General features: G+C 54.1%; 14 protein-coding genes. 3 read left to right on the forward strand and 11 right to left on the reverse strand.

Features of this window, described 5'->3' with window-relative positions; translation table 11 throughout:
* Nucleotides 1–94: 94 nt before the first annotated feature.
* Nucleotides 95–4,006, reverse strand: coding sequence for an ATP-dependent RNA helicase HrpA (gene hrpA / locus CPH89_RS01885; RefSeq protein ID WP_053257401.1), 3,912 nt, complete (start codon nucleotides 4,004–4,006; stop codon nucleotides 95–97).
* Nucleotides 4,007–4,076: 70 nt separating this feature from the next.
* Nucleotides 4,077–5,792 (reverse strand): bifunctional isocitrate dehydrogenase kinase/phosphatase, encoded by a 1,716-nt coding sequence (gene aceK / locus CPH89_RS01890; protein WP_053257402.1) that lies wholly within the window; start codon nucleotides 5,790–5,792, stop codon nucleotides 4,077–4,079.
* Nucleotides 5,793–6,181: 389 nt separating this feature from the next.
* On the opposite strand from aceK, the gene CPH89_RS30810 reads away from it, so the two are divergent.
* The 3 genes from CPH89_RS30810 (at nucleotide 6,182) to CPH89_RS01905 (ending at nucleotide 9,081) form a co-directional block, all read left to right on the forward strand.
* Complete coding sequence (locus tag CPH89_RS30810) at nucleotides 6,182–6,928, forward strand: MCP four helix bundle domain-containing protein (RefSeq protein ID WP_371850811.1); 747 nt, start codon at nucleotides 6,182–6,184, stop codon at nucleotides 6,926–6,928.
* Nucleotides 6,929–7,101: 173 nt separating this feature from the next.
* Nucleotides 7,102–7,617, forward strand: coding sequence for a methyl-accepting chemotaxis protein (locus CPH89_RS30815; RefSeq protein ID WP_375232801.1), 516 nt, complete (start codon nucleotides 7,102–7,104; stop codon nucleotides 7,615–7,617).
* 984 nt (nucleotides 7,618–8,601) lie between these two features.
* Nucleotides 8,602–9,081, forward strand: coding sequence for a hypothetical protein (locus tag CPH89_RS01905; RefSeq protein WP_053257404.1), 480 nt, complete (start codon nucleotides 8,602–8,604; stop codon nucleotides 9,079–9,081).
* A 232-nt stretch (nucleotides 9,082–9,313) separates the two neighbouring features.
* Here CPH89_RS01905 and CPH89_RS01910 read toward each other — a convergent pair whose 3' ends face one another.
* Genes CPH89_RS01910 through rfbC form a run of 9 tightly spaced genes read right to left on the reverse strand, consistent with a single transcriptional unit; the run spans nucleotide 9,314 to nucleotide 22,060 of the window.
* Nucleotides 9,314–9,721: a GtrA family protein gene (locus CPH89_RS01910; protein ID WP_053258026.1), complete on the reverse strand. Its 408-nt coding sequence runs from the start codon at nucleotides 9,719–9,721 to the stop codon at nucleotides 9,314–9,316.
* The gene (locus tag CPH89_RS01915; RefSeq protein WP_053257405.1) at nucleotides 9,721–10,674 is read right to left on the reverse strand and encodes a WxcM-like domain-containing protein; all 954 of its coding nucleotides are present in this window, start codon (nucleotides 10,672–10,674) and stop codon (nucleotides 9,721–9,723) included. The genes CPH89_RS01910 and CPH89_RS01915 overlap by 1 nt, the downstream gene beginning before the upstream one ends.
* A complete protein-coding gene (locus CPH89_RS01920; RefSeq protein WP_053257406.1) occupies nucleotides 10,661–11,605 on the reverse strand; it encodes a glycosyltransferase family 2 protein in 945 nt (314 codons plus the stop codon). The genes CPH89_RS01915 and CPH89_RS01920 overlap by 14 nt, the downstream gene beginning before the upstream one ends.
* Nucleotides 11,606–11,607: 2 nt before the next feature.
* Nucleotides 11,608–12,711 (reverse strand): DegT/DnrJ/EryC1/StrS family aminotransferase, encoded by a 1,104-nt coding sequence (locus CPH89_RS01925; protein WP_053257407.1) that lies wholly within the window; start codon nucleotides 12,709–12,711, stop codon nucleotides 11,608–11,610.
* Between the two features lie 14 nt (nucleotides 12,712–12,725).
* Entirely contained in the window at nucleotides 12,726–14,693 is a 1,968-nt protein-coding gene (locus CPH89_RS01930; protein ID WP_141125120.1) for a hypothetical protein, read from the reverse strand.
* Nucleotides 14,650–19,350: a glycosyltransferase gene (locus CPH89_RS01935; protein ID WP_053257409.1), complete on the reverse strand. Its 4,701-nt coding sequence runs from the start codon at nucleotides 19,348–19,350 to the stop codon at nucleotides 14,650–14,652. The genes CPH89_RS01930 and CPH89_RS01935 overlap by 44 nt, the downstream gene beginning before the upstream one ends.
* Complete coding sequence (locus tag CPH89_RS01940; protein ID WP_053257410.1) at nucleotides 19,343–20,698, reverse strand: ABC transporter ATP-binding protein; 1,356 nt, start codon at nucleotides 20,696–20,698, stop codon at nucleotides 19,343–19,345. Before CPH89_RS01940 ends, CPH89_RS01935 begins: the two co-directional genes overlap by 8 nt.
* Nucleotides 20,688–21,515, reverse strand: coding sequence for an ABC transporter permease (locus CPH89_RS01945; RefSeq protein WP_053257411.1), 828 nt, complete (start codon nucleotides 21,513–21,515; stop codon nucleotides 20,688–20,690). Before CPH89_RS01945 ends, CPH89_RS01940 begins: the two co-directional genes overlap by 11 nt.
* On the reverse strand, nucleotides 21,515–22,060 hold the full coding sequence (gene rfbC / locus CPH89_RS01950; protein WP_053257412.1) for a dTDP-4-dehydrorhamnose 3,5-epimerase: 546 nt from the start codon (nucleotides 22,058–22,060) through the stop codon (nucleotides 21,515–21,517). The genes CPH89_RS01945 and rfbC overlap by 1 nt, the downstream gene beginning before the upstream one ends.
* Between the last annotated feature and the right edge of the window lie 37 nt (nucleotides 22,061–22,097).

The raw sequence follows: 22,097 nt of genomic DNA on the forward strand, positions 1-22,097 counted from the left end.
CACGACGATCCCGGTATTTATAACCGCGAAGTTTGCCACAACCCCACGACTTTGGCGCCATCTCCCGGATAAGCGCCCCTACCCATGCCTGTGATCAAGCCTCTACCTGGCTCCATTGCTTGCTCAAACGCTTGTCGGAAATCGGCACTTTGGTGCCCAACTGCTGGGCAAACAACGACACCCGATATTCCTCCAACCACCAGCGATAGAGCGCCAGCTGCGGGTCGCGCTTGCCTTCCTGGGCATGTTTGTTCAGGCGGTTCTGGTACTGCACCCACTGGCCGCCCAACTCCGAGCTCCATACGCGATCTTTTTGCACCTGGCTTGGCAACTTCTCCAGGCGCAGCTCGATGGCCTTGAGGAAACGCGGTAACTCCTTGAACCACTGCGCCGGCGTTTCCCGGACAAAACCGGGATAAACCAGGTTGCTGAGCTGTTGCTTGATGTCGTTCAGCGCCACCGCCTGGGCCAGGTCGATCTTGCCTTTGAAACGCTTCTGCAAGCCGTGCCACAGCTTCAGCACTTCCAGGGTCAGGCGCGCCAGGCGCTCGGCGTGTTCGGTCCAACTGCCGCGCTTGCGCTCGGCCAACGCCGCCAGGCCCGCGCCGTCTCGCGGCAGGCTGGCTTCGCCGTCCAGTACGCAGGTGTCGAGGCTGGCCAGCAAAATGTCTTCCACCAACGCGTCAATGCGCCCCAACTCGCGGTACATGAGGCCCAACTCGGTCAGGCCGGGCAATTTGCCACGCAGGAATTTCGCCGGTTCCGCCAGTTGTTGCATCAGCAGCCGTTGCAAGGCGCGGCGGTGCTGGAACTCGGCTTCGGCGGCCGTCGAAAAGCGCCCTTCCTTGACCGTACCGTTCTCTTCGACCAGCGCCGGGTAGACCGTCATCGACAGGCCGGCGATCTTTTGCTGGGTCGTCTCCGCCACCGGCGCGAACACCTTGGCCTCAACCGGCTGCTGGCTTTTCGCGGTTTGCGGCACGGCCAAGGCAGCCTGGCTGGCCTCGGCAAAGCGCGCCGTCAGTTCGGCCAAGTCGCGGCCTTCGCCGAGGAACTTGCCGTGGCCGTCGACCACTTCCAGGTTCATCTTCAGGTGGTTTTCCACCTGCTGCGCCGCTTCGGCCCAGGCTTCATCGCTGACACGCGCGCCAGTCATGCGCAGCAATTCGCGCCCGAGCGCCTGGGGCAGCGAGCCCTGGCCAAATTCGATACGTTGCAGCGCCGCCTTGACGAAATCCGGCACCGGCACAAAGTTTTTGCGCAGCGCCTTGGGCAGGTTGCGCACCAGCGCGATGCACTTGGCTTCTATCACCCCCGGCACCAGCCACTCCAGCCGCTCCGGCGGCAGCGCTGGCAACAGCGGCGCCGGCACGCGCAGGGTCACACCGTCGCGCGGGTGGTTGGGTTCAAAGTGATAACTCAAGGCCAGGGCCAAGTCGCCCAGGTGGAGGGTGTCCGGATAATGCGCGGCGGTGACTTCACTGGCCTCGCGGGCCAGCACGTCTTCCTCGCGCATGATCAACAATTGCGGGTCTTTCTGACTGTTGACCTTGTACCAGCTGTCGAAAGTCGCCGTCTGGTGAATCTCTGCCGGCAGCCGCGCGTCATAGAACGCGTACAGGGTTTCTTCGTCCGCCAGAATGTCGCGACGCCGCGCCTTGGCTTCCAGCTCGTCCAGCTGCTCCAGCAGTTGCTGGTTCGCCGTCAGGCACTTGGCCCGGGATTGAATCTCGCCGCGTACCAAACCTTCACGGATAAACAGCTCGCGGGACACCACCGGGTCAATCGGCCCGTAATGCACCGGCCGCCGTCCGACCACAATCAACCCGAACAGGGTGATCTGCTCAAACGCCACCACTTGGCCGCGCTTCTTTTCCCAGTGCGGTTCGAAGTGGTTTTTCTTGATCAGGTGCCCGGCCAGCGGCTCGATCCAGTCCGCATCGATCTTGGCGACCATGCGCGCATACAGCTTGGTGGTTTCCACCAGTTCAGCGGTCATCAGCCATTGCGGGCGCTTTTTGCCAATGCCCGAGGACGGATGAATCCAGAAGCGCCGTTGGCGCGCGCCGAGGTAATCGCCGTCTTCGGTTTTCTGGCCAATTTGGCTCAACAGACCGGACAGCACGGCTTTGTGCAGTTTGGCAAAGTCCGCTGGCTCTTTGTTCAGGGTCAGCTGCATATCGCGGCAAATCAGGCTCAGTTGGCGATGGGAATCACGCCACTCACGCAGCCGCAGGTAATTCAGGAAGTTCTTGCGGCACCAGTTACGCAACGGGCTGGCGGTGAGGGCCTGGCGCTGCTCTTCAAAGCCACGCCACAGGTTAACCAAACCGGCAAAGTCGGAATCCACATCCTTCCACTGCGCGTGGGCCTGATCGGCGGCTTGCTGACGCTCGGGCGGGCGCTCGCGCGGGTCCTGGATCGACATCGCACTGGCGACAATCAACACCTCCTGCAAACTGCCGAGCTTGGCGGCTTCGAGCAACATGCGCCCCATACGCGGGTCCACCGGCAGACGCGCCAGTTGGCGCCCCAACGGCGTCAGTTGGCTGTTACGGTCGACCGCCGAGAGTTCTTGCAGCAGGTTGAAACCGTCGCTGATGGCCTTGCCATCCGGCGGCTCGATAAACGGGAAGTCGGTGATTTCGCCGAGGCGCAGGTGCAGCATCTGCAGGATCACGGCAGCAAGGTTGGTGCGCAAAATTTCCGGGTCGGTAAATTCCGGGCGCCCAATGAAATCCTCTTCGCTGTACAAGCGGATGCAGATACCCGGCTCAACACGGCCGCATCGGCCCTTACGCTGGTTGGCGCTGGCCTGGGAAATCGCCTCGATTGGCAGGCGCTGCACTTTGGCGCGATAGCTGTAGCGGCTGATACGCGCGGTGCCGCTGTCGATCACATAACGAATACCCGGCACGGTCAGCGAGGTTTCCGCCACGTTGGTTGCCAGCACTACACGCCGGCCCGGATGAGACTGAAAAATGCGCTGCTGTTCGGCCGGTGACAGGCGCGCATACAGCGGCAAAATTTCGGTGTGTTTCAACTGGGCCTTGCGCAGCATGTCGGCGGCGTCGCGAATCTCACGCTCGCCCGGCAAAAACACCAACACATCACCGGGACTGCGCCGTTCGCTGCGCTCATAGGCGGCAATCTCATCAAGGGTGGCGAGGATTGCCTGGTCAACGGTCAAGTCGTCCTCGACACGGTTGCCCTCTTCGTCCTGCTCCAGGGTCAGCGGGCGATACCAGGTGTCGACCGGGAAGGTGCGCCCCGAGACCTCGACAATCGGCGCATCGTCGAAGTGCTTGGAGAAGCGCTCCAGGTCGATGGTCGCCGAGGTGATGATGACTTTAAGGTCTGGACGCCGCGGCAGCAGGGTTTTCAGGTAGCCGAGCAGGAAGTCGATGTTCAGGCTGCGCTCGTGGGCTTCGTCGACGATGATCGTGTCGTAGCGTTCCAGGTAGCGGTCGTTCTGGGTTTCGGCCAGCAAAATACCGTCGGTCATCAGCTTGATCAGGGTGTTGGAATCACTCTGGTCTTCAAAGCGCACCTGATAGCCAACCAGCGCGCCCAGCGGCGTCGCGAGTTCTTCCGCGACGCGGCTGGCAACACTGCGCGCCGCAATTCGGCGCGGCTGGGTGTGGCCGATTAAACCGTGCTGGCCGCGACCGATTTCCAGGCAGATCTTCGGCAACTGGGTGGTCTTGCCCGAGCCGGTTTCGCCGGCAATGATCAGCACCTGATGCTTGAGGAGCGCCGCTTTGATTTCATCGCGCTTGGCCGCAATGGGCAGGCTGTCGTCATAACGAATCACCGGCAGGCTGGCACGCCGCGCGGTCACTTGGGCGCAGGACGCCTGCATGCGCGTAACCCATTGCGCCAGCTTCTCCTCATCGGGTTTCTTGCGCAGCTCGAGCAACTGACGCCGCAAGCGGTGGCGGTCGGCGAGCATGGCGTGATCGAGGTTTTTCAGCAGTTGGTCGATAGCAGGCGCTTGGTCAGTCATCAGATGCGTTTGGGTCGTCTATTTATGCAGGGGGCGGATTGTCGCAGAAAACCGCCAACGCGCGCGCCCCTCATTCGTTATCACGGTCTTTGCGCCGGTACGGGAACACGTCGATGACCTTGCCGGCGCGAATCGCGTCCTGCAGGCCTTTCCAATAGTCGGCGTTGTACAACTCGCCATGCAGCTCGTCGAACAGCTTGCGCTGGCCGGCGTCGGCGAACAGAAAAGGCGGGAATTCTTCAGGGAACACGTCGAGCGGGCCGATCGAGTACCAGGGCTCCGAAGCCATCTCATCCTCGGGGGTACGCGGTGCGGGGATATGGCGAAAGTTGGCCTCGGTGAGGAAGCAGATTTCGTCATAGTCGTAGAACACCACGCGACCGTGTCGGGTGACGCCGAAGTTCTTCAGCAGCATGTCACCGGGAAAGATGTTCGCCGCCGCCAATTGCTTGATGGCCAGGCCATAGTCCTCAAGGGCTTCGCGCACCTGAGCGGCGTTGGCGTTGTCGAGGTAGAGGTTGAGCGGGGTCATGCGCCGCTCGGTCCAGCAGTGGCGGATGAGCACGCTGTCGCCCTCCACTTCCACCGTACCGGCGGCGACTTCAAGCAGTTCGGCCAGGCACTCGGGCTCGAACTTGCTCAGGGGAAAACGGAAGTCGGCAAACTCCTGGGTGTCGGCCATGCGCCCGACTCGGTCGACGCTTTTTACCAGGCGATACTTCTCGATCACCGTGGCGCGATTGACGTTTTTCGACGGCGAAAAACGATCCTTGATGATCTTGAACACGGTGTTGAAGCCCGGCAGGGTAAACACACTCATGACCATGCCACGCACGCCGGGCGCCATGATGAATTGATCATCGGTGGTCGCCAGGTGGTTGATCAGCGCGCGGTAAAACTCCGACTTGCCATGCTTGTAAAACCCGATGGAGGTGTACAACTCGGCGATGTGCTTGCCCGGCAGGATGCGCTTGAGAAAGCCGATGAATTCCGCCGGCACCGGCACGTCGACCATGAAATAGGAGCGGGTGAAGGAGAAGATGATCGACACGTCGGCCTCATCAGTGATCAGCGCATCGATCTGGATGCCGCGCCCTTCGCGGTGCAACAGCGGAATAACCAGCGGCCATTGTTCATCGCGGGTATAGATGCGCCCTACAAGGTAGGCGCCTTTATTACGGTAGAGCACCGAGGAAAACAGCTCGACGCTGAGGTCCGGGTCTTTGCACACCCAGTCCGGCAGGTTCTCGCGCAATTGGGCTTCGAGCCGGCGCAAGTCGGCAGCGAGGTCCGCGTAGGGTTCGCTGAAACGGTAATCGGCGAAAATCTGCGCCAGCGTCGACGCCAGGTCGCCCGTCGGCTTATAGGTCCGGGTCTGCGCCGCGCGCGCGCGGCGCAGGCTGGGCCGCGTGGTGTGGATGAACATGCAGCCATCACTGATCAGGTCATGACTGAACAGGCCGCAGAAGATCGAGTTGTACCAGGTCTCCGACAGTTCATCGTCAAAGCGCAGGTCGATCAGGCCGATATACGCGCTCTTGACCAGGGGCCACGTGTCGATGTCCAGCAAGGTCGCCTCGTCGAAGCTGGCCCGCAGGCGCGCCGTCACTTCAGCCACCTTGTCTTCATACAGGTTGATACGCGCCGCCGAAGCCGCCTGCCCCTGCTGCCACTGGGCCTTTTCGAACCGTTCGCGGGCGCCGTCGGTGATCTGGCGAAAGTGCTCACGGTAATCGTCGAAGCCATCGAGGATCATGCGGGCGATGGCGAGGGCGGATTGCGACATGCGGGAAACCTCGAACGGGCATCTGGAAGCCCTGAGCTTAGCCAGTGAAACGAAGCAGGAGAAGGATGATTTTCCGGGCTTATCTGTACACCTTCGCGCGGTTTGTACATTTACTTTCAATTTTCTCAACTCGACCAAGCGGTCAATAAACGCACCGAAAAGTCTCACTGCGCACGCCTGCAGCCCCACAACCGCATGGCGTGGCGCTGGCGCGAGCGAAAACCAGTGCTGTCGCCGATTCTCAGCACAGGTCACCGCCTCGATGCACCGTAAGGGAAACCCTGATTACCACCTTGATGGCACTTTGATATACAGCGCGCCCTTTCCCACTCAAATCAGGTCCGAAGACCGGTCCGGGAACAGAAGCTAATCGCCTAAGGAGCACCAGGATGTCATTGAGGAATATGCGAATCGGTCTACGCGCCAGTCTGAGTTTCGGGGTTTTGGCCGCCATGCTGGTGATTGTCGGCCTGTTTGGCCTGGGCCAGATGGCCAAGCTGCGTGAAAGCGCGCTGATCATCGAAGCCTCGTGGATGCCGAGCATCGAGAATATCCACGACGCTGCTGCCTGTATTGCCAGCATGCGCCTGGAATCCATGCGCATGGCGACTACCGACGAGTCCCGCATCCGCGACAACAGCAAAAACCTGATCGCCAGCCAGCGCAAAGCACTCAAAACCCTGCTTGAGCACCACGAAAGCCTGCTCAGCGGTGACGAAGAACGGGCCATGCTCAAGCAGCTCAACGTCAACGTGAACACCTACGACAGCATCGTCAGCCAGTTGGTTGAACGGGTCGACAACGACCAGCAGCAAGACGCGATAGACCTGCTTACCACTGGCCTCGGCCCTCAGGGCACAGTCCTCAATAAAAGCCTGGAGGACATGATCACCTTCAACCAGAAAGGCGTGGAAGCCGCTGTCAATTCGGCGGCGCAGATGTACACCCGCGCGCAATGGGTGGTCGGCCTGATCATCGTGTGCGCGTTGATTGCGACCTTACTGCTGGCCTGGCTGCTGACCCGCAGCATCACTGCACCGCTCGGCCAGGCCCTGGCGGTGGCGCGCACCATTGCCGGTGGCGACCTGAGCCGGCCGATCGTGGTGAAGGGCAGCGACGGCCGGCGCAGTTGCTGACGGCCCTGGCCACGATGCAGGACCAGCTTAAATCGACCATTCGCGGCATCAGCGAGTCGGCGCAGCAACTGGCCTCTGCCGCCGAAGAGATGAGCTCGGTGATGGAACAAAGCACCCGTGGCCTGCAGGCGCAGAACGATGAAATCGAACAGGCCGCGACCGCCGTCAACGAGATGAGTGCAGCCGTGGATGAAGTGGCAGGCAATGCGGTGTCCAGCGCCGAGGCGTCCAAGGCGTCCGACGAAGACAGCAAGCACGGCCACTACCAGATCAGCGAAACCATCAGCGCAATCCAGAACCTGGTCGACGAAGTGCTCGGTGCATCGAACAAGACCGAGGGCCTCGCGGTCCAGGCCCAGGACATCAGCAAAGTGCTGGAAGTGATTCGCGGCATCGCCGGGCAAACTAACCTGCTGGCGCTCAACGCCGCCATCGAAGCTGCCCGCGCAGGCGAAGCCGGGCGTGGTTTTGCGGTGGTCGCCGACGAGTTGCGGTCACTGGCGCAACGCACACAGGATTCCACCGAAGAAATCGAGCAGATGATCCACGGTATCCAGCAAGGCACCCAGGACACCGTCGAGGCGCTCAACAGCAGCGCCGAACACGTTACTGAGTACTTATTATCACCATGTACTGCCTACGTTGGTCGCTCAACAGCGACAGTAAAGTACCGGTCGGCCTGCTGGTGATATTCATGCTGTCCTTTCCAATCCTGAATTTTGGCTCCGAGAGCCGGCAGAGAATCGGCACCTTTCCGGTGACCACTGTGATCTACGGGCTAACGTAGATTAAATGACGGAAGCGAGCGCTTCTTGCAATAGTTACCCTCCTCTCTGTTCAGGCTGAACGCTACGGGACGCGTCTCAAGCAGCGCTCGAGTACACGATGGGGCTGCAAAGCACTGAATAGAAGCCACTTTGGCCGTGAGGCCCGTGGATATCTGTGGAGTCTTCCGAGGCTTGTGTGGCTGCATCGATAGTGGTAACCACTTATATTTACCTGGGTGTTGAAGGTAATAAAAAAATGACTGCACCCGATACCTGAAACTCAAGACACTGGCATCACAAATCGCGCCGTTGCGGGCTTTTTCATTGGCATTATAGGTGTATATACAACACGTACGAGTCGCCTTGCGAAAACCCCATCGACGGCTGGCTGCCCTGGGACCTGTGCGTACGCTACAGAAGTACGGGCTAACTTTCCGTAACTACACTTTTACTTACAACCCTATATCGCACGACCAATTAAATATTGGTGGCATTCGAAAACCGAAAAAATACAACCTCATTATCAAGTCCGACCTACTAGCGGACTGAAAACCTTCACGCGGGTTGTTGCAATACCTTATTTTAAAAGATGCAGGGCGCAGCGCTGAGTTGAAAACCAGCTCCCACTCAGCGTAGGTGATGCTCATCAAAAACGGTCTCACTCAGTCCCTGCCCATCGACTTCCCAGTAAAAATGCATGACTACCGCCATGAAGCCATTCCCGTACCCTTGTACTGTGCTGCCAACCACTACATAATCCGACTGCTGAGGTTGATTTTTTTTGCAGCACGGGCGGAGACTTTGCCGCCGATGAATCGTCAGTTTTTGCGCTAACACGATAGTACTGCCAAGCATTTATAGAGTTAAGAAATCAACAATACATACACTGCCCCTTCAGGAAAAACCATGTACAAAATAATTGCGGCAATAAGTTTTCTCGCTATAACTTCAGCAACCATGACAGGATGCAATGACAAGGAAGGGAGCAAGGGAAGTGCAGCAGCTGCCAAGACGACATATTACCCATCAGACAAATGCACCATTGACACAATCGGCGGAAAGACCGACACGAGCGTTTATGTACCGCGAAGCATTGTACAATTTAACGGTTGGGCTATTGATACCGTTAACCAAAGCTCGCCAAAGGAACTAAAACTTCGTTTGAACGGCTACAAGGGTAACCCTGCAACATTCAAGGAATATACGGTCATTGATCGACCGGACGTGGCAAAGGCATTCAACAATCAAAAACTCTTGAAAGCTGGTTTTTCCTTCAACGCCGACTTATCTTCGCTGGAACCAGGTGGCTACGGTGTATCCATTGAGATCCCTGGAGAGAATTCCTCGCTCCTATGCCAGTCTAAAACGTTACTAGTAATAGAATAATCCTTAAACACACCGCCATGTTCGAAGTCACCGTCAACGATGACTCGAGCATGATTATCAAAGCGCGCGACGTTGAAGCCTAAAAGACTTCACGCTGTTGAAATGCGACGTTCAACAAAAAAAGCCCTTGGACACCTCGCCGCAATCGCAGCAAGATGTCCCGGGGCTTAAATCTGCGTGACATTCAGATAACGGCAGGCTCGTAGGCGCTGCTATGTCCACTTTTTAAACATTAACCCCGTTTCGGGGCCGTGGAGAACACGTATTTGGAAAGAACATACGTCATCGGTACCGTGATCATGATTGCGATTAACGGGGCGACGCGGCTATCAAGCCCAAGTTTCTCAACCCACACCCAGAGAATCAAAAAGCTGGAGAGGTATTGCGTCAGATACACTAATGGAAACAACGCGACCGTTTTGATGCCCTGATGACTCTTGAAAACAAAGTAACGATTGAGGCTGTACGCAAGCACTATTCCTGCCACATACGCGATCGTATAACTTGTCTTATAGGACAATACATTCAACAACAGCAAATAAATTCCATAGGTGACGACGGTATTGAATCCACCCGACACCAGGAATCTGGCAAAATCTACCTGCAGGATTTTAGCTGCTGCGCGCTTGATTCCAGGCATCATCGAGCGTTAGCAATCAGCGATTTGAATTCATCGTAGTTGCGGATGTAATCGGCCGAATCGTAGTAATGCGACGCAAACACCATCAGCACTGCATCGTGGGAATAACGATACTGGATGCCCCATGTCATGGGTGGCAGGTGAATGCCCTTATTCGGCTTATCCAGCACGAACTCTTCGCGGTTACTACCATCGTCCGCGACCACATGCACCGAGCCTTTGACGGCAACCAGAAACTGGTGGCAGATCTTATGCGCATGTTCGCCACGTGTTTCTGCGGTAGGCACGTCATACACCAAGAAATATCGTTCCGATTTGAACGGGATGGTGCGCTCGAATTCACCCGCAGAAAGGCTGCCGCGAATGTCAGCGACCTCGGTCATCGTATGCAAAGTCACACCGTTGACAGTGGTATGGACCATGCCCGGCTTGCTGGCAACCTTTTCAGCCCCTTCCTGGGATGTGCTGACAGGCTTGGCATCAACGTAGCCGATAATTTTGGCGGGGTTACCAACGACGATGGCATTGGGCGGGATAGAACGCGTGACCACCGCACCTGCGCCGATCATTGCGTTGATGCCGATCGTTAGGCCCGGGAGGATCGTGCAGTTGGCACCCAGTGAGGCGCCCTTGCGGACGATTGTGCGGTCGAAGGCCTGCGGGTAGACCTTGCTACGCGGAAACAGATCATTCGTGAAGGTTGCATTAGGACCAATGAATACGTCGTCTTCAATGGTGATCCCGTCCCAGACCTGCACGCCGCATTTGAGTGTGACACGGTCGCCGATGATCACATCGTTTTCAATGAACACGTTGTCGCAAACGTTGCACTCGCTGCCCAGGGTGGCCCCAGGCAGAATGTGCGCGAACGCCCAGACTCGCGTGTCTTTACCAATATTCTCGGATTCGCACAGTGCATGACTGTGAACGAAGTATTGCTTAGTGCTGACCATTCTTGTCTCCAAAATCTTCAACGCGCATTGGGATCGCCAAGGGTCGATTTTTTGTATTTTCGTAGGTACGCCACGCGTAGGAGCCCACGATGCCCAGTCCCAGGAGATTCAAGCAGCCAAGGAAAGTGATCGTCAGCATGATCATTGCGTAACCCGGCACCTCGATCATGCCATGCAGCTTCGCCGCTAATGTGAAAAGACCAAATACCGCCGCCAGCACCGAACCGAAAGCACCGACACGGGTGAGCAGCCTGATTGGCAGGTCCGTAAAGGAAAACACGCTGTCCATCAGGTAATTGACTTTTTTGCGCAAGGTCCAGGCCGAAGTGCCGTGAACTCTTTCTTGACGGGTGTAGGTCACGACTTTGCGGCGATAACCCAGCCAGAAAATCTGTGCGATCAGCGAACTGTGTCGCTCATCCAGCGTCAACAGTGTGTCTCTGAATGCCCGATTGCAGGCAAACATATCGACGCCGCCCGGCGGAATCTCCGGGATGACATACCGGCGGTAAAGGCCCCAGAAGAGGTAGGACGCCATGCGACTGCCCCACGGGTCCTGCCGCCCTTCTCGAACACCGACGACAACATCGGTGTCCTGACCCAACAGCACGCGGTTCATTTCAAGAACCAGTTCAGGTGGTTCCTGCAAATCCGCGGCCATCACCGCAAATCGGTCCCCGCTGCCATTTTGCAGCCCTGTACGAATTGCCATGAACGAGCCAAAGTTCTTCGACAGCAAAATGAGCTTGGATCGGAAAGGCTGCGAAGGCAATTTCTCTCGCAAAATCTCATAACAGCGGTCCGGGCTGCCATCCACCACAAACACAACCTCAAGGTCGTTATCAAGCTGCGTATTCACGCCAGCTATGGCGACGAGCAGGTCGGGAAGATTGCCCTCGTTGCGATATACGGGGATGACCAACGTAAGCAAGGTTAATTCCCCTCTAAAAAGTAAGCAGTGACGGCCTCGATCACGCGATCCACTTCTTCGTCGCTCAGGCCAGGGTAGCAAGGCAACGAAATAACCGTTTCACACGCCTCCTCAGTCACGCTCAATGCGGCTGGTTTGGCAACGTAAGCGGGTTGCTTGTGGTCAGCGATCGGGTAATGAATGTCGGTGCTGACGCTCTTTTCTTTCAATGCTGCAGCAAACTCTGCTCTCGCCTTCACACGCACGACGTAGAGGTGGCCTACATAATCTTCGCCGGTGGAGCATGGCAATTGCATATCCAGTGCGTTAAACGCCGCGTTGTAACGCTTAGCGATCGCACGACGTTGTTCGTTCCAGGTGTCAAGATGCGGGAGTTTTATACGAAGGATCGCGGCTTGCATTTCGTCAAGGCGGCTATTGCGGCCGCCTGGGACAGATACTTGGTACTTTTGAGTCCAGCCGTATTGGCGCAACTGGCGGATACGATTCGCAAGTTCGTCGTTATCGGTGACCACTGCACCGCCATCACCCAGGGCACCGAGATTTTTGGTGGGGTAAAAGCTGAAACACGCAATCGTGCCAAAACTGCCAGCCTGTTTGCCATTGCGTCGCGCACCATGGGACTGGGCGCAATCCTCCAGCACCGGGACGCCGGCCGCCGAAGCAATACGGACGACTTCCTCGATGTTGGCCAGTTGACCGTAAAGGTGCGTCACGATCACCGCTGCGGGCTTTTTGTCCAACACGGCTGCAAGCGCCTTCGGGCAGATGGTCAAGCTGGCCGGGGCGACGTCCACGTACAGAGGCTCTGCGCCGACCGCATGAATCGCTGTGCTGCCGTAAAAACCAGCGTTGGCAACCGCAACGACGTGGTCGCCGCGCTCAACGCCCAGGCCTTTCAACGCCAGCTCAAGTGCATCTGAGCCGTTGGCAACGCTGATGCAGTGGGTAACATCCACATACTTCGCGAACTCTTCTTCGAACAGTTTCACTTCGTTCCCAAGCACGTACCAGTGGCTGTCTAGCACGCTAGTGATTGCGGAGAGGAAGTCCAGTCGAGCGTTTACAACCGCAGCGGAAAAAAGTGGTATTTGACTAGAGGACATTTTATGTACCTTTCTCAATTAGTCTGAAAATATGAACGGCAACGAACTTCCAAATCTTTAATACTTATTTTCTGATTAGCCGTCACCGGATCAAACCTTAGTTCAGACTCAAATCCGTTAGTGCTATTAACAGTAAGGCTAATAATCTGAGGCTCCTTGGACGGTGACACAGAGACTGTGGTCGACCGCCCCTCGCTGTAGCCTAAATGCCCAGGCGCCATATAAAACAGCTGAGCAACACTAGCCTCCTCTACCGTTATTGCCGCGACTAGATCAAGCGTACCACAGCGTGACAGATCAGCACTTGGAGGAATCTTCATTATCAGGCTTGGATCATTATCAGTCTTAAGGCTAAGTATAAGACTTGCGCTTACGTCACGCACCGCATTATTTATTTTCACTGCACCCAAGCTATCTGAAAGTCTGAAAAGCGGCGGCGGGTTGTTGCTCCCGAGTGCTATAGGCAAAATTGGAAGTATTCTGGCAAACGATGCATCAGAAGCCCGTCCATTCTTTATGCCTTCCGCAATATCGCCGAGATCTATATTTGGGCATCTCACTTCTCCGGATTCTTGAATCCTAGAGACCACACACGCTACACCCTCAGAGCGATGCTTCATCGTAGCTTTAAAGAAAGCTGAACCGCCCATAATCTCTGTAAAAACCATCGCTACAATCCATAGTGCGATAGCTATAAGCGCAACAACGATAGCGAATGATTTCGACGGTCTGCGGTTATGTAGACCTTTCAAGCAAAGTAATACTAACCAAGGCCATAGCAAAGTAACCCAGAAAAAGTGAAACCTGTAAAAACCATATATAAAAACATCCGTAGCGCCACTTACGTTATCAGGCCGCAAATTCGTTCGCCCGGCCGATATAAGCAGTAGGTATACAAAAACCACTCCTGATAGCGACAAAAATACAATGATAGCTTTTTTGGTCGCATCACTAGCACTGGAACCAAGCTTAAAAATCCCGACAATTACAAGCACTAGGATTATCAGCACTGCCACAGCTGTTACTATCAAAGAAAATTTAGGGTGCGACATCGGTAGCATCAATGAGCGGCCAATTTTCCCCAACATGAAATACCAGAAATCAGACTCCCAAGGGTATGCCATTGGCGCATCTGCGCGATGCGTACCATGCTGAACTCCTACAATAACCCATAATTGAGCCATCGTTGTAGCAAGCGCAGGCAGCGCAATCGCCAGCCCAGCACTCACTAAATTCTTACTGTACCTAGACTTATACACCAATCCAACAAAGACAAATATCAGACAAAGCGCAAGTGCAGAAAACGCACCACTTATATAAGTTAGGCCGGAAATTAACGTGAGAAAAAATACGGATACGAATGCATAACCCGAATTGAGCTTTTCGCGTAGAGTGATTGCAATAATACCTAAAAGGCAAACCAAAGGCACCGCTTGATGATAAGCCAAGTTCTGCCAACCCCAATAAGTATCCGGCTGCAGCATGAGTAGTGTAAACGAGAAAGAAACAGCCAAATAAGTTTTATTGCTCATGCAACTACTGAGAAGTTTCCATTGAAACGCCAGCAACCCGCCCAGCACAGCTACCATACTGATAAGTTGATACGCAACAGTATTCCCATCCAAGAAACGAAATGCCAGCGAATCCAACAGCAATCCTATGGTGTATAACGTGTCATTGTGCGGTGTCATCAAATAACGGAAATCCAGGCGCCCCATGTCATTGGCGTTGTATTGGCGCCAATCGTCATACACAGGAATATCAACGCCGTACCTTAGCCAAGACCAAGCACTGATGACAAGGCTAATGACCGGCAGAGCAATCAAAACATAACAAAGTAAGTTTTTGAAATTATAGAAAGAGTGAACGACGGGCAGTGCTACCGCGCCGTGACTTTTCTGAGCCGAGTTAGTGTCGACCAAAGTAGTTGAATTCATCTTATAACTTAACTCTAGGTGGCCAAGCCAAACCGAAGTCTTCATGATCTAAAGTCAGGTTCGGGTTATAGGTGTAGTCTTCTTGGATCTTCGGCCAGCGAGCCTGCACATACAGGACTTCGTTGGAAAACCTTTCTTTTTTCTCAGGCGTATCTTCCAGGCCCCGTGTAGCCGACTCGTGGTGGTAAAGTTCGGCAAAAGGTGTCCACACGTTAATGTAACCAGCCTCCTGAACTCTGAGGCAGAAGTCGACATCATTGAACGCGATTTTGAGGTTCTCTTCGTCCAGCCCGCCCACTTGCTCGAAAATAGACTTCTTGATGATCAGGCAAGCCGCGGTGACTGCCGAAAACTCCTGAATCAACGCAGCCCTGCAGAAGTAGCCGTAGTCGCCTTTTGGCAGGTACTTATGCGAGTGCCCTGCGACGCCGCCAACGCCGACCACTACGCCGCCATGTTGCAGGCGGTCATCTGGGTACCAAAGGCGTGCCCCGACGGCGCCGATGTTTGGCTGCAGAGCAATAGACACCATCTCATCCAGCCAATCCGGCGTGATGACCTCAATGTCGTTGTTGATCAGTCCGATCAACTCACCGCGAGCCATACTGACGGCACCATTATTTAGAGCGGAGTAATTGAACGGCCCATCGTCACGCATCACTCGAATGTTATCTTGTTGATCGAGTTGCGCGAAATATTCTAGGGAGATGGGATCATCAGATCCGTTATCGATCAATATGATTTCATAGTTAGTGTAGGTCGTCAGTTGCTGAATGCTGTCAACGCACTGCTTTACCAGCGCGTAGGCGTTACGCGTGGGAATAATCAACGTGACTAACGGCTCCACTGCGGGACGCACATAGTGAACGCGGTACATGCCCATCGGCAGCAGTTCCGTACGGCCGATATTACCTTTGCGCTGCAGGTGCTCATCCAAGGCCTTGACGCCAGCAAGCGCCGCGTAAGGCTTTTCGTCGCCAGCCATTGCGGTACTACCCGCGTGAATCCGCCAGTGGTAGAGCACCCGTGGAATATGCACGATTTGACTGCGGTTGAGTTTCTCCGAGCAGCGCAAAGCAAGATCGTAGTCCTGAGCGCCTTCAAAGCCCGTGCGAAAACCACCGACCTCTTTCACCAGATCGGAGCGATAAACCCCCAAATGACAAACCATGTTCTGAGAGCGAAACAGAAACTCGTTCCAATCCGACTTGAAGTAAGGCGAACTACGCTTGCCGGCAGTATCAATCTTGTCCTCGTCAGAATAAATAACACCTACATCCGGGTTGTCATGAATGGTACGGGCAACCCAATACAGTGCGTTCTCCGGCAGAAGATCATCATTGTCCATCAAGGCGATGTACTGGCCTGATGCCAACATCAGTGCAGAATTGCTGGCATTGGAGATATGGCCATTTGTCTCGCGGAAAACTACCTTGATACGTTTGTCTTGAGCCTTGAGTGACTCAAGATAGGTAATCACCTGCGCATCGGTGGACGCATCATCGGCTATGCACAGCTCCCAGTTCTTGTAGAGCTGCGACTGAACGCTCTCGACCGCTTCACGCAACAAGTCCAAAGGCGGATTGTAAACAGGCATGATGATCGAAATCAGCGGTTTGCTTCTCCACTTGCGAATCTCTTCGCCGATTTTCCAACGGCCGTTATCATCCAAGGTGTCGTAATACTCAACCCACCGCGAATAGTCGTGGCGGTCGGGCACTTCACGGGTCTCCTGGCCTACAAAGGCAAAGTTACTTGCCCCGGCAACCCACACTACCCGCGCCTTCAAGCCCGCAGTGCCTTGTTGACGCCACACCGCGATTGCCTTGCGTGCAGTACTGCGTAGTCCGCCACCTCGACGGATCACCGCTGGCAATAACCGCCCTACCCTTTTAGCTTGGCTAATGCGCCTCAAGAGATTGCGAAAGGGTGCAGTCGCCCTCCAACTGGATGATGACTGCATGGCAATAATGTGCAAATTCAAGTTATGGATGTGCGTGTCTTTCTGAACCTGCTGCAACCGCAATTGCTCTTCGAGGTTGCCGATATGAGCATCCTTATCTTTCAAAGAGTCTTGCCATTTGGCCAACGTACTTTGCAACTCTTCATCTTTAAGAGCTGCCTGATGATGCAGCGTTTCAATAATCTGTAGCCGCTCCACTTCTGAGTGCGCATGTTCGAGCGCAGTAGAGGCGATGAGTTCTTCGATCTGAGAATCTTTTTCGCCCAGCGCAAGATTATTTTGCTCAGTCAAGAGCTGAAGGGCTACCTTATGCTCCTCACTGAGAAGCTTAACGGAGGCTTTGGTCTCTTCACTCAATAGACGAAGTTGCTCGACGAGTGTTTGAACCTCTCGTTCTTTTTCGCGCGTAATTTGAGCGATTACATCGGTATAATTTGAAGTAATAGACGCTTTCAACAACTCAAGCACATCATTGATCTGTTTATTAGAGTCGACAATCAGATCAAGCTTGCTATTTGAGTCAAGGATCTGGTCAAGCTTACTGCTTGAGTTCAGAATCAGATCGAGCTTATTTTGCAGCTCGGAATTGGGATTTGTCAGTCCAGATTGATTCAGCACATTAATCTCTTGAGCCAGCTGCTCTTCCGTGAATAAAGTAAGGCTTACTTCCAGCTCAAGCAGGTCTATGCCACTAAGCGCTTCACCATCTAAAGGAATCGCTAAACTCGGGTCATCGCTCAGCGCTAGATAAAGCGTATCGCGACCAACTTGGGGAATCCGCACAGCGGATGCAATGACAAGCGGATGACTAATGTCATCCTGCCACTCCACAACCGTTTCGCCGCTAGAGTACACCTTGATGGCATGAATGGAAAAGCTTTGACGTCGGTTGATAGGGTCAAATCGCAACTGCACACCAGGTGGCAAGCCAGGAGGGAGGGTGAACCTGATCAGTTGACGCCCATCATCGACTACTTGTAGCAACGAAGACTCTTCTGAAAAGTGCCCGGCCGCATCACTCACATAGAGTTTTGCATGCTTAGAGGGCGGGTACACAGCGCCCAGTTTGTGAATAATTGCTTCGGGCGACCAGTTGAGAAACTGGTTTGCGTCGGCACCTGTAACCCGCTCTTGAAAGGCAGCTTCGGTAGCAATGTAGCGCGTGATGTCCTCTGCGCTTATATCCATATCTGCGCTTGCTAACAGCTGCGTCACGAACTCCTGGCGACTGATCGTAGAAGCACTGGGGTAGAATGGATTCGCAGCGGCCATCAGTAAAAGTAGTGCCCGCATCATCAAATAGCCGAGTTCAACCCCCTCATCCATCTCCCACTCGATATCAATAAACTGCGGTTTATTGAACTTATTGATTACGATGTTTTGCGGGACTGCATCAATATAGCGGCCCGGAAGCACAGATTTGGCTGAAGAAAGTTTTACGTCGGAGCCCTCTTCATCCAGCAGCATTTGCAAACAAGCCAGATACTTCTGTAAGAAGGGAGTAAATCCTTGTACGCTCCAGTCGCGGCGCGCAGCGATATCCAGGAACTCGAGGCTGAGCACGCTGCCTTTCGCGTAGGCATCCACTCTGGGAAGCACATATTTGAAGCCGTCGTCGAGGTTCGCTTGCGCCTCATCGCCTATTAGATTACCCAGCTTTTTATAGCGGACCTGAATGCCCTGCGGCGTTTTAACAAACAATGACTCCTTACAGTAGCGAGTCTTCCTACCCGTGCTGTAATGGTAGGCAAGCACATCAGTATCGAAAGGTTCACTTTTTTCTGAAGACGCCACGACCAAAAAAGAGTTGGCCAGGTCCATACCCAGACGATTGTCGATGACAACTGACCAAGCCTTCTCTAGGTTGAAAGTGGTCAGTTCTGGAAGCTGCGGGTCCTTCTTGACGTTCTGCCACGCCAAAGCAGAGGCGTCGAAATCGTCGCACCCAAAGCCGCTCTCAGTAATGATCGAGTTGGGCAGCTTATAATCCGGACTCGGCGCCAGAAAACTCGAAGCGGTAAACCCGGCTCGATTGACTAGGTCCTTGAGTTCCTTCTTACCATAGGTTTTGGGCTGCCCATGTTCGTATCGGCCTTCGATGCCATACATTGTAATGCCGACATGGTCTTCAGGCGCACCCGCAAAGTACTTGAGCCCCAACTGGTTTTCGATGGCGATGAAAAGATGTCCATCAGGCTTGAGCAATTGACGAACGCGCATCAGCATCGCCAAGGCGGGATCTTCCGCATTACTGAACATGCTTGCGTATTCAAGCACGCCAATAAGCGTAATGACATCGAATTGCTCATCGACCTTGAAATCGTCGAAACGCTCAGCCAGAACAGTTACGTTATCCAACTCGCGCGTCCGGCTCGCGGCTATTCCCGCGCGCCGAGGGCTGCCTTCCAGGCATAGAAGGTCTGCTCCGCATTCTCCGAGATAACGACTGATAGCACCGCAACCGGCACCGATTTCCAACACGCGAGACTTGAACAAGTGCTCAAACGGACGAAGGATATTAGCGCGCGTGGCGCTCAGGTGATAAAGCTTTGCCCAGTCTGTGCAGTACTGCGGAAGCTCATCCGACAAGACAGATACGTCTTTGGCATTATGAATTATTCCTGCGAGTTCAGCTTCGGCGCTATCACCATCACTGTAGGCTATACCCTGAAAATCAGAGCGCACCCACACATTTGTTTCACCATCCTTGGTATAACCGTATTGATCGAGTTTAAACATTTGGGTCTACCGGATCGATTGTCATAGCAGCGGCAAGGTCAATCAGCCCCAACAACTTGGGAGTGGGTTCAACAACCAAATGAATGGAGTCATAACGCCTATCATGGGGAATGATGTCTTCGCCCTCTCTAGAGGCGATCCCTAAGGAAATAAAATAATCACCAGTCGCTAGTCTGTTTAAAAACTTCACGCTGGCGGTGGCCACGCTCCCAGACTCTCCCATGGATCGGGTTTCGGTACACTCCAACAAATAAGAGTTTGTGCCGTAGACCGTCACACCTTCCTTAGTTTTAATAGTGAATCCGAGAATTGGGTTGATTACTGAACGGTTAAACTTAAGTGACACACCGAGTACAACTTCCTCACCTGACTCTATACTCGCCGGAAATTCACGCCCGTTCGCACTCAAATAAAAATCCATTAACGTAGCAGCCCCATCACCCCAACGATATTCATGTGGGTTATAGCCAATACGTGATGCATAAACATCGCTTTCCAGAGACAACTGTAAAGCTTTCTCGCTGAGCGCCACGGGCTCTGCGGCCATCACTGCGGAGCTCGAAGGCTCATCAGCACTGGTATTACGACCAAACAAAATGTCGGTGTAGCGATTGATCACTGGGCGTGACTCCCCGATCATTTCAATCCGGCTTTGTTCCAATAGAATTGCGCGCGAGCAGTGCGTCACAACTTGCTCGCTGGAGTGGGTCACCAGCAAGATACTGGTTCCGTTCTCTTTAAGCTGGCGCAGACGCTCGAAGCATTTGGCTTGAAACCGGGCATCGCCTACCGAGAGCGCTTCATCCACAACAAGAATCTCAGGATCGACTTGTGCCTGGACTGCAAAGGCAAGCCTGACCGCCATACCACTGGAATAGACCTTCACAGGCTGATCGAGAAATTCTCCGATGTCCGCAAAACTGGCAATAGCATCAAAGCGATCGTTCACCTCATCACGCGTCAGACCCAGAACTGCGGCGTTCAGGTAGACGTTTTCACGCCCCGTAAACTCAGGGTTGAAGCCCGAGCCCAATTCGAGCAATGCAGCGATGCGCCCACGGGTTTCAATTTCGCCTATCGTCGGCGTCAACGTGCCGCAAATGATCTGCAGCAATGTGGATTTGCCTGATCCATTGCGACCTACAATACCTACCGTTTCGCCTTTTTTGACTTCAAAACTGATGTCACGCAGGGCCCAGAACTCTTTGCCGTAGGTGGTGACTTGGTCCCCGGCCCACCGCTGGAATCGCGGCACGATAGCTTGTTTCAGGCGATCATGAGGTTTGTCATAGGTATAAAAACATTTGGAGACATTCCGAACGCTGATTACCGATTGATCAGATGACATCAGCGAACCCTTTACGTGTCTTTTGAAAGAACCAGAAGCCAATTGAAGCAATAAGTGCCCCAATGACGATAGCCAGACCTAGACTGCCCCAATGCGGTAGGTGGCCGAATAGCAGGACACTTCGACTTTCCTCAATTATGTAGGTCAGCGGGTTGAGTTTTAACCATGGCTTATAAGCTTCAGGCAGCGCCGCTACCGGATAAAGTACAGGCGAAAGAAACAACAGGACGGTGGTAAGGACTGTAATCACATGACCTACATCTCGTAGATAGACACCCAACGAGGCCAACAACCAGCTTATTCCTAGAGTGGCTAATATTAGTGGCACCAAAATCAAAGGGAACACGACTGCCGTCCAATAGAGTTGGCCAGTGATCAAGAATTGGGCGGCCAGTAATACAATCAAACTGATGCAGCTATGGAACAGTGCAGAACCCAGGGTGATGACCGGCAGAATTTCCAGCGGGAAGACTACTTTTTTCACATAGTTACTGTTAGTCATCACCAAAGAAGGTGCACGGTTAGCGCATTCAGCAAACAACCCATGAACGATCATGCCCACAAACAACAGGATCGCGAAACCGCCTTTACCTGTATCGACACCGACCCAGCGAGATTTGAAAATCTCGGAGAACACGAAGGTGTAAACCGCAAGCATCAGGATCGGGTTAAAAAATGACCATGTCAGACCCATGACCGAACCGCGATAACGTCCGATGACTTCGCGCTTAGTCATTTGTGAGATCAACGAACGATTTTTCCAGAGGCTGGCCACCATGCTGACCGGCCCAGCCGAAGGTTTCAGGTGCGGGTCCACTATTCAAACACCTCAGCGTTAACAAAACGCGGGGCATTTGCATCTTTGGCGGAAAGGATGGGTGAATCGGAAAACGGCCAATCAATTGCAACGTCGGAATCGTTCCACGCCAGGCTCCGTTCGTGCTCAGGAGCCCAGTAGTCCGTGGTCTTGTAGAGAAACTCAGCATTCTCTGAAAGCACTAAAAATCCATGTGCGAACCCCTCTGGAATCCAGAGTTGTGATCTATTACTGGCGCTAAGATGTGCCCCCACCCACTTACCAAAGGTGGCAGAGCTTTTGCGCAGATCGACGGCTACGTCAAACACTTCGCCATGGGTAACCCGTACTAACTTTCCCTGGGGCTGCTTGATCTGATAGTGCAAACCCCGAAGTACACCCTTTGCCGACCGGGAATGGTTGTCCTGAACGAAATGAACGGCCTTTCCGACAGCCTCCTCGAAGACCTTCTGATTGAAGCTTTCATAGAAAAAGCCCCGCTCGTCCCCGAAAACTTTCGGCTCAAACAGAAAAACGTCCGGGATGACAAGTGGGGTAGCTCTCATCTTTAAAATATCTCCAAAGTTTAGCCAGCGCCGGTTT

This window comes from Pseudomonas fluorescens, from assembly GCF_900215245.1.
Taxonomy (GTDB): Bacteria; Pseudomonadota; Gammaproteobacteria; order Pseudomonadales; family Pseudomonadaceae; genus Aquipseudomonas; species Aquipseudomonas fluorescens.

Bases quoted from the DNA above. Each gene is read 5' to 3' on its own strand.
- hrpA (WP_053257401.1), bottom strand. From the start codon at position 4,006: ATGACTGACCAAGCGCCTGCTATCGACCAACTGCTGAAAAACCTCGAT.
- aceK (WP_053257402.1), bottom strand. From the start codon at position 5,792: ATGTCGCAATCCGCCCTCGCCATCGCCCGCATGATCCTCGATGGCTTC.
- CPH89_RS30810 (WP_371850811.1), top strand. From the start codon at position 6,182: ATGTCATTGAGGAATATGCGAATCGGTCTACGCGCCAGTCTGAGTTTC.
- CPH89_RS30815 (WP_375232801.1), top strand. From the start codon at position 7,102: ATGAGTGCAGCCGTGGATGAAGTGGCAGGCAATGCGGTGTCCAGCGCC.
- CPH89_RS01905 (WP_053257404.1), top strand. From the start codon at position 8,602: ATGTACAAAATAATTGCGGCAATAAGTTTTCTCGCTATAACTTCAGCA.
- CPH89_RS01910 (WP_053258026.1), bottom strand. From the start codon at position 9,721: ATGCCTGGAATCAAGCGCGCAGCAGCTAAAATCCTGCAGGTAGATTTT.
- CPH89_RS01915 (WP_053257405.1), bottom strand. From the start codon at position 10,674: ATGGTCAGCACTAAGCAATACTTCGTTCACAGTCATGCACTGTGCGAA.
- CPH89_RS01925 (WP_053257407.1), bottom strand. From the start codon at position 12,711: ATGTCCTCTAGTCAAATACCACTTTTTTCCGCTGCGGTTGTAAACGCT.
- CPH89_RS01930 (WP_141125120.1), bottom strand. From the start codon at position 14,693: ATGAAGACTTCGGTTTGGCTTGGCCACCTAGAGTTAAGTTATAAGATG.
- CPH89_RS01935 (WP_053257409.1), bottom strand. From the start codon at position 19,350: ATGTTTAAACTCGATCAATACGGTTATACCAAGGATGGTGAAACAAAT.
- CPH89_RS01940 (WP_053257410.1), bottom strand. From the start codon at position 20,698: ATGTCATCTGATCAATCGGTAATCAGCGTTCGGAATGTCTCCAAATGT.
- rfbC (WP_053257412.1), bottom strand. From the start codon at position 22,060: ATGAGAGCTACCCCACTTGTCATCCCGGACGTTTTTCTGTTTGAGCCG.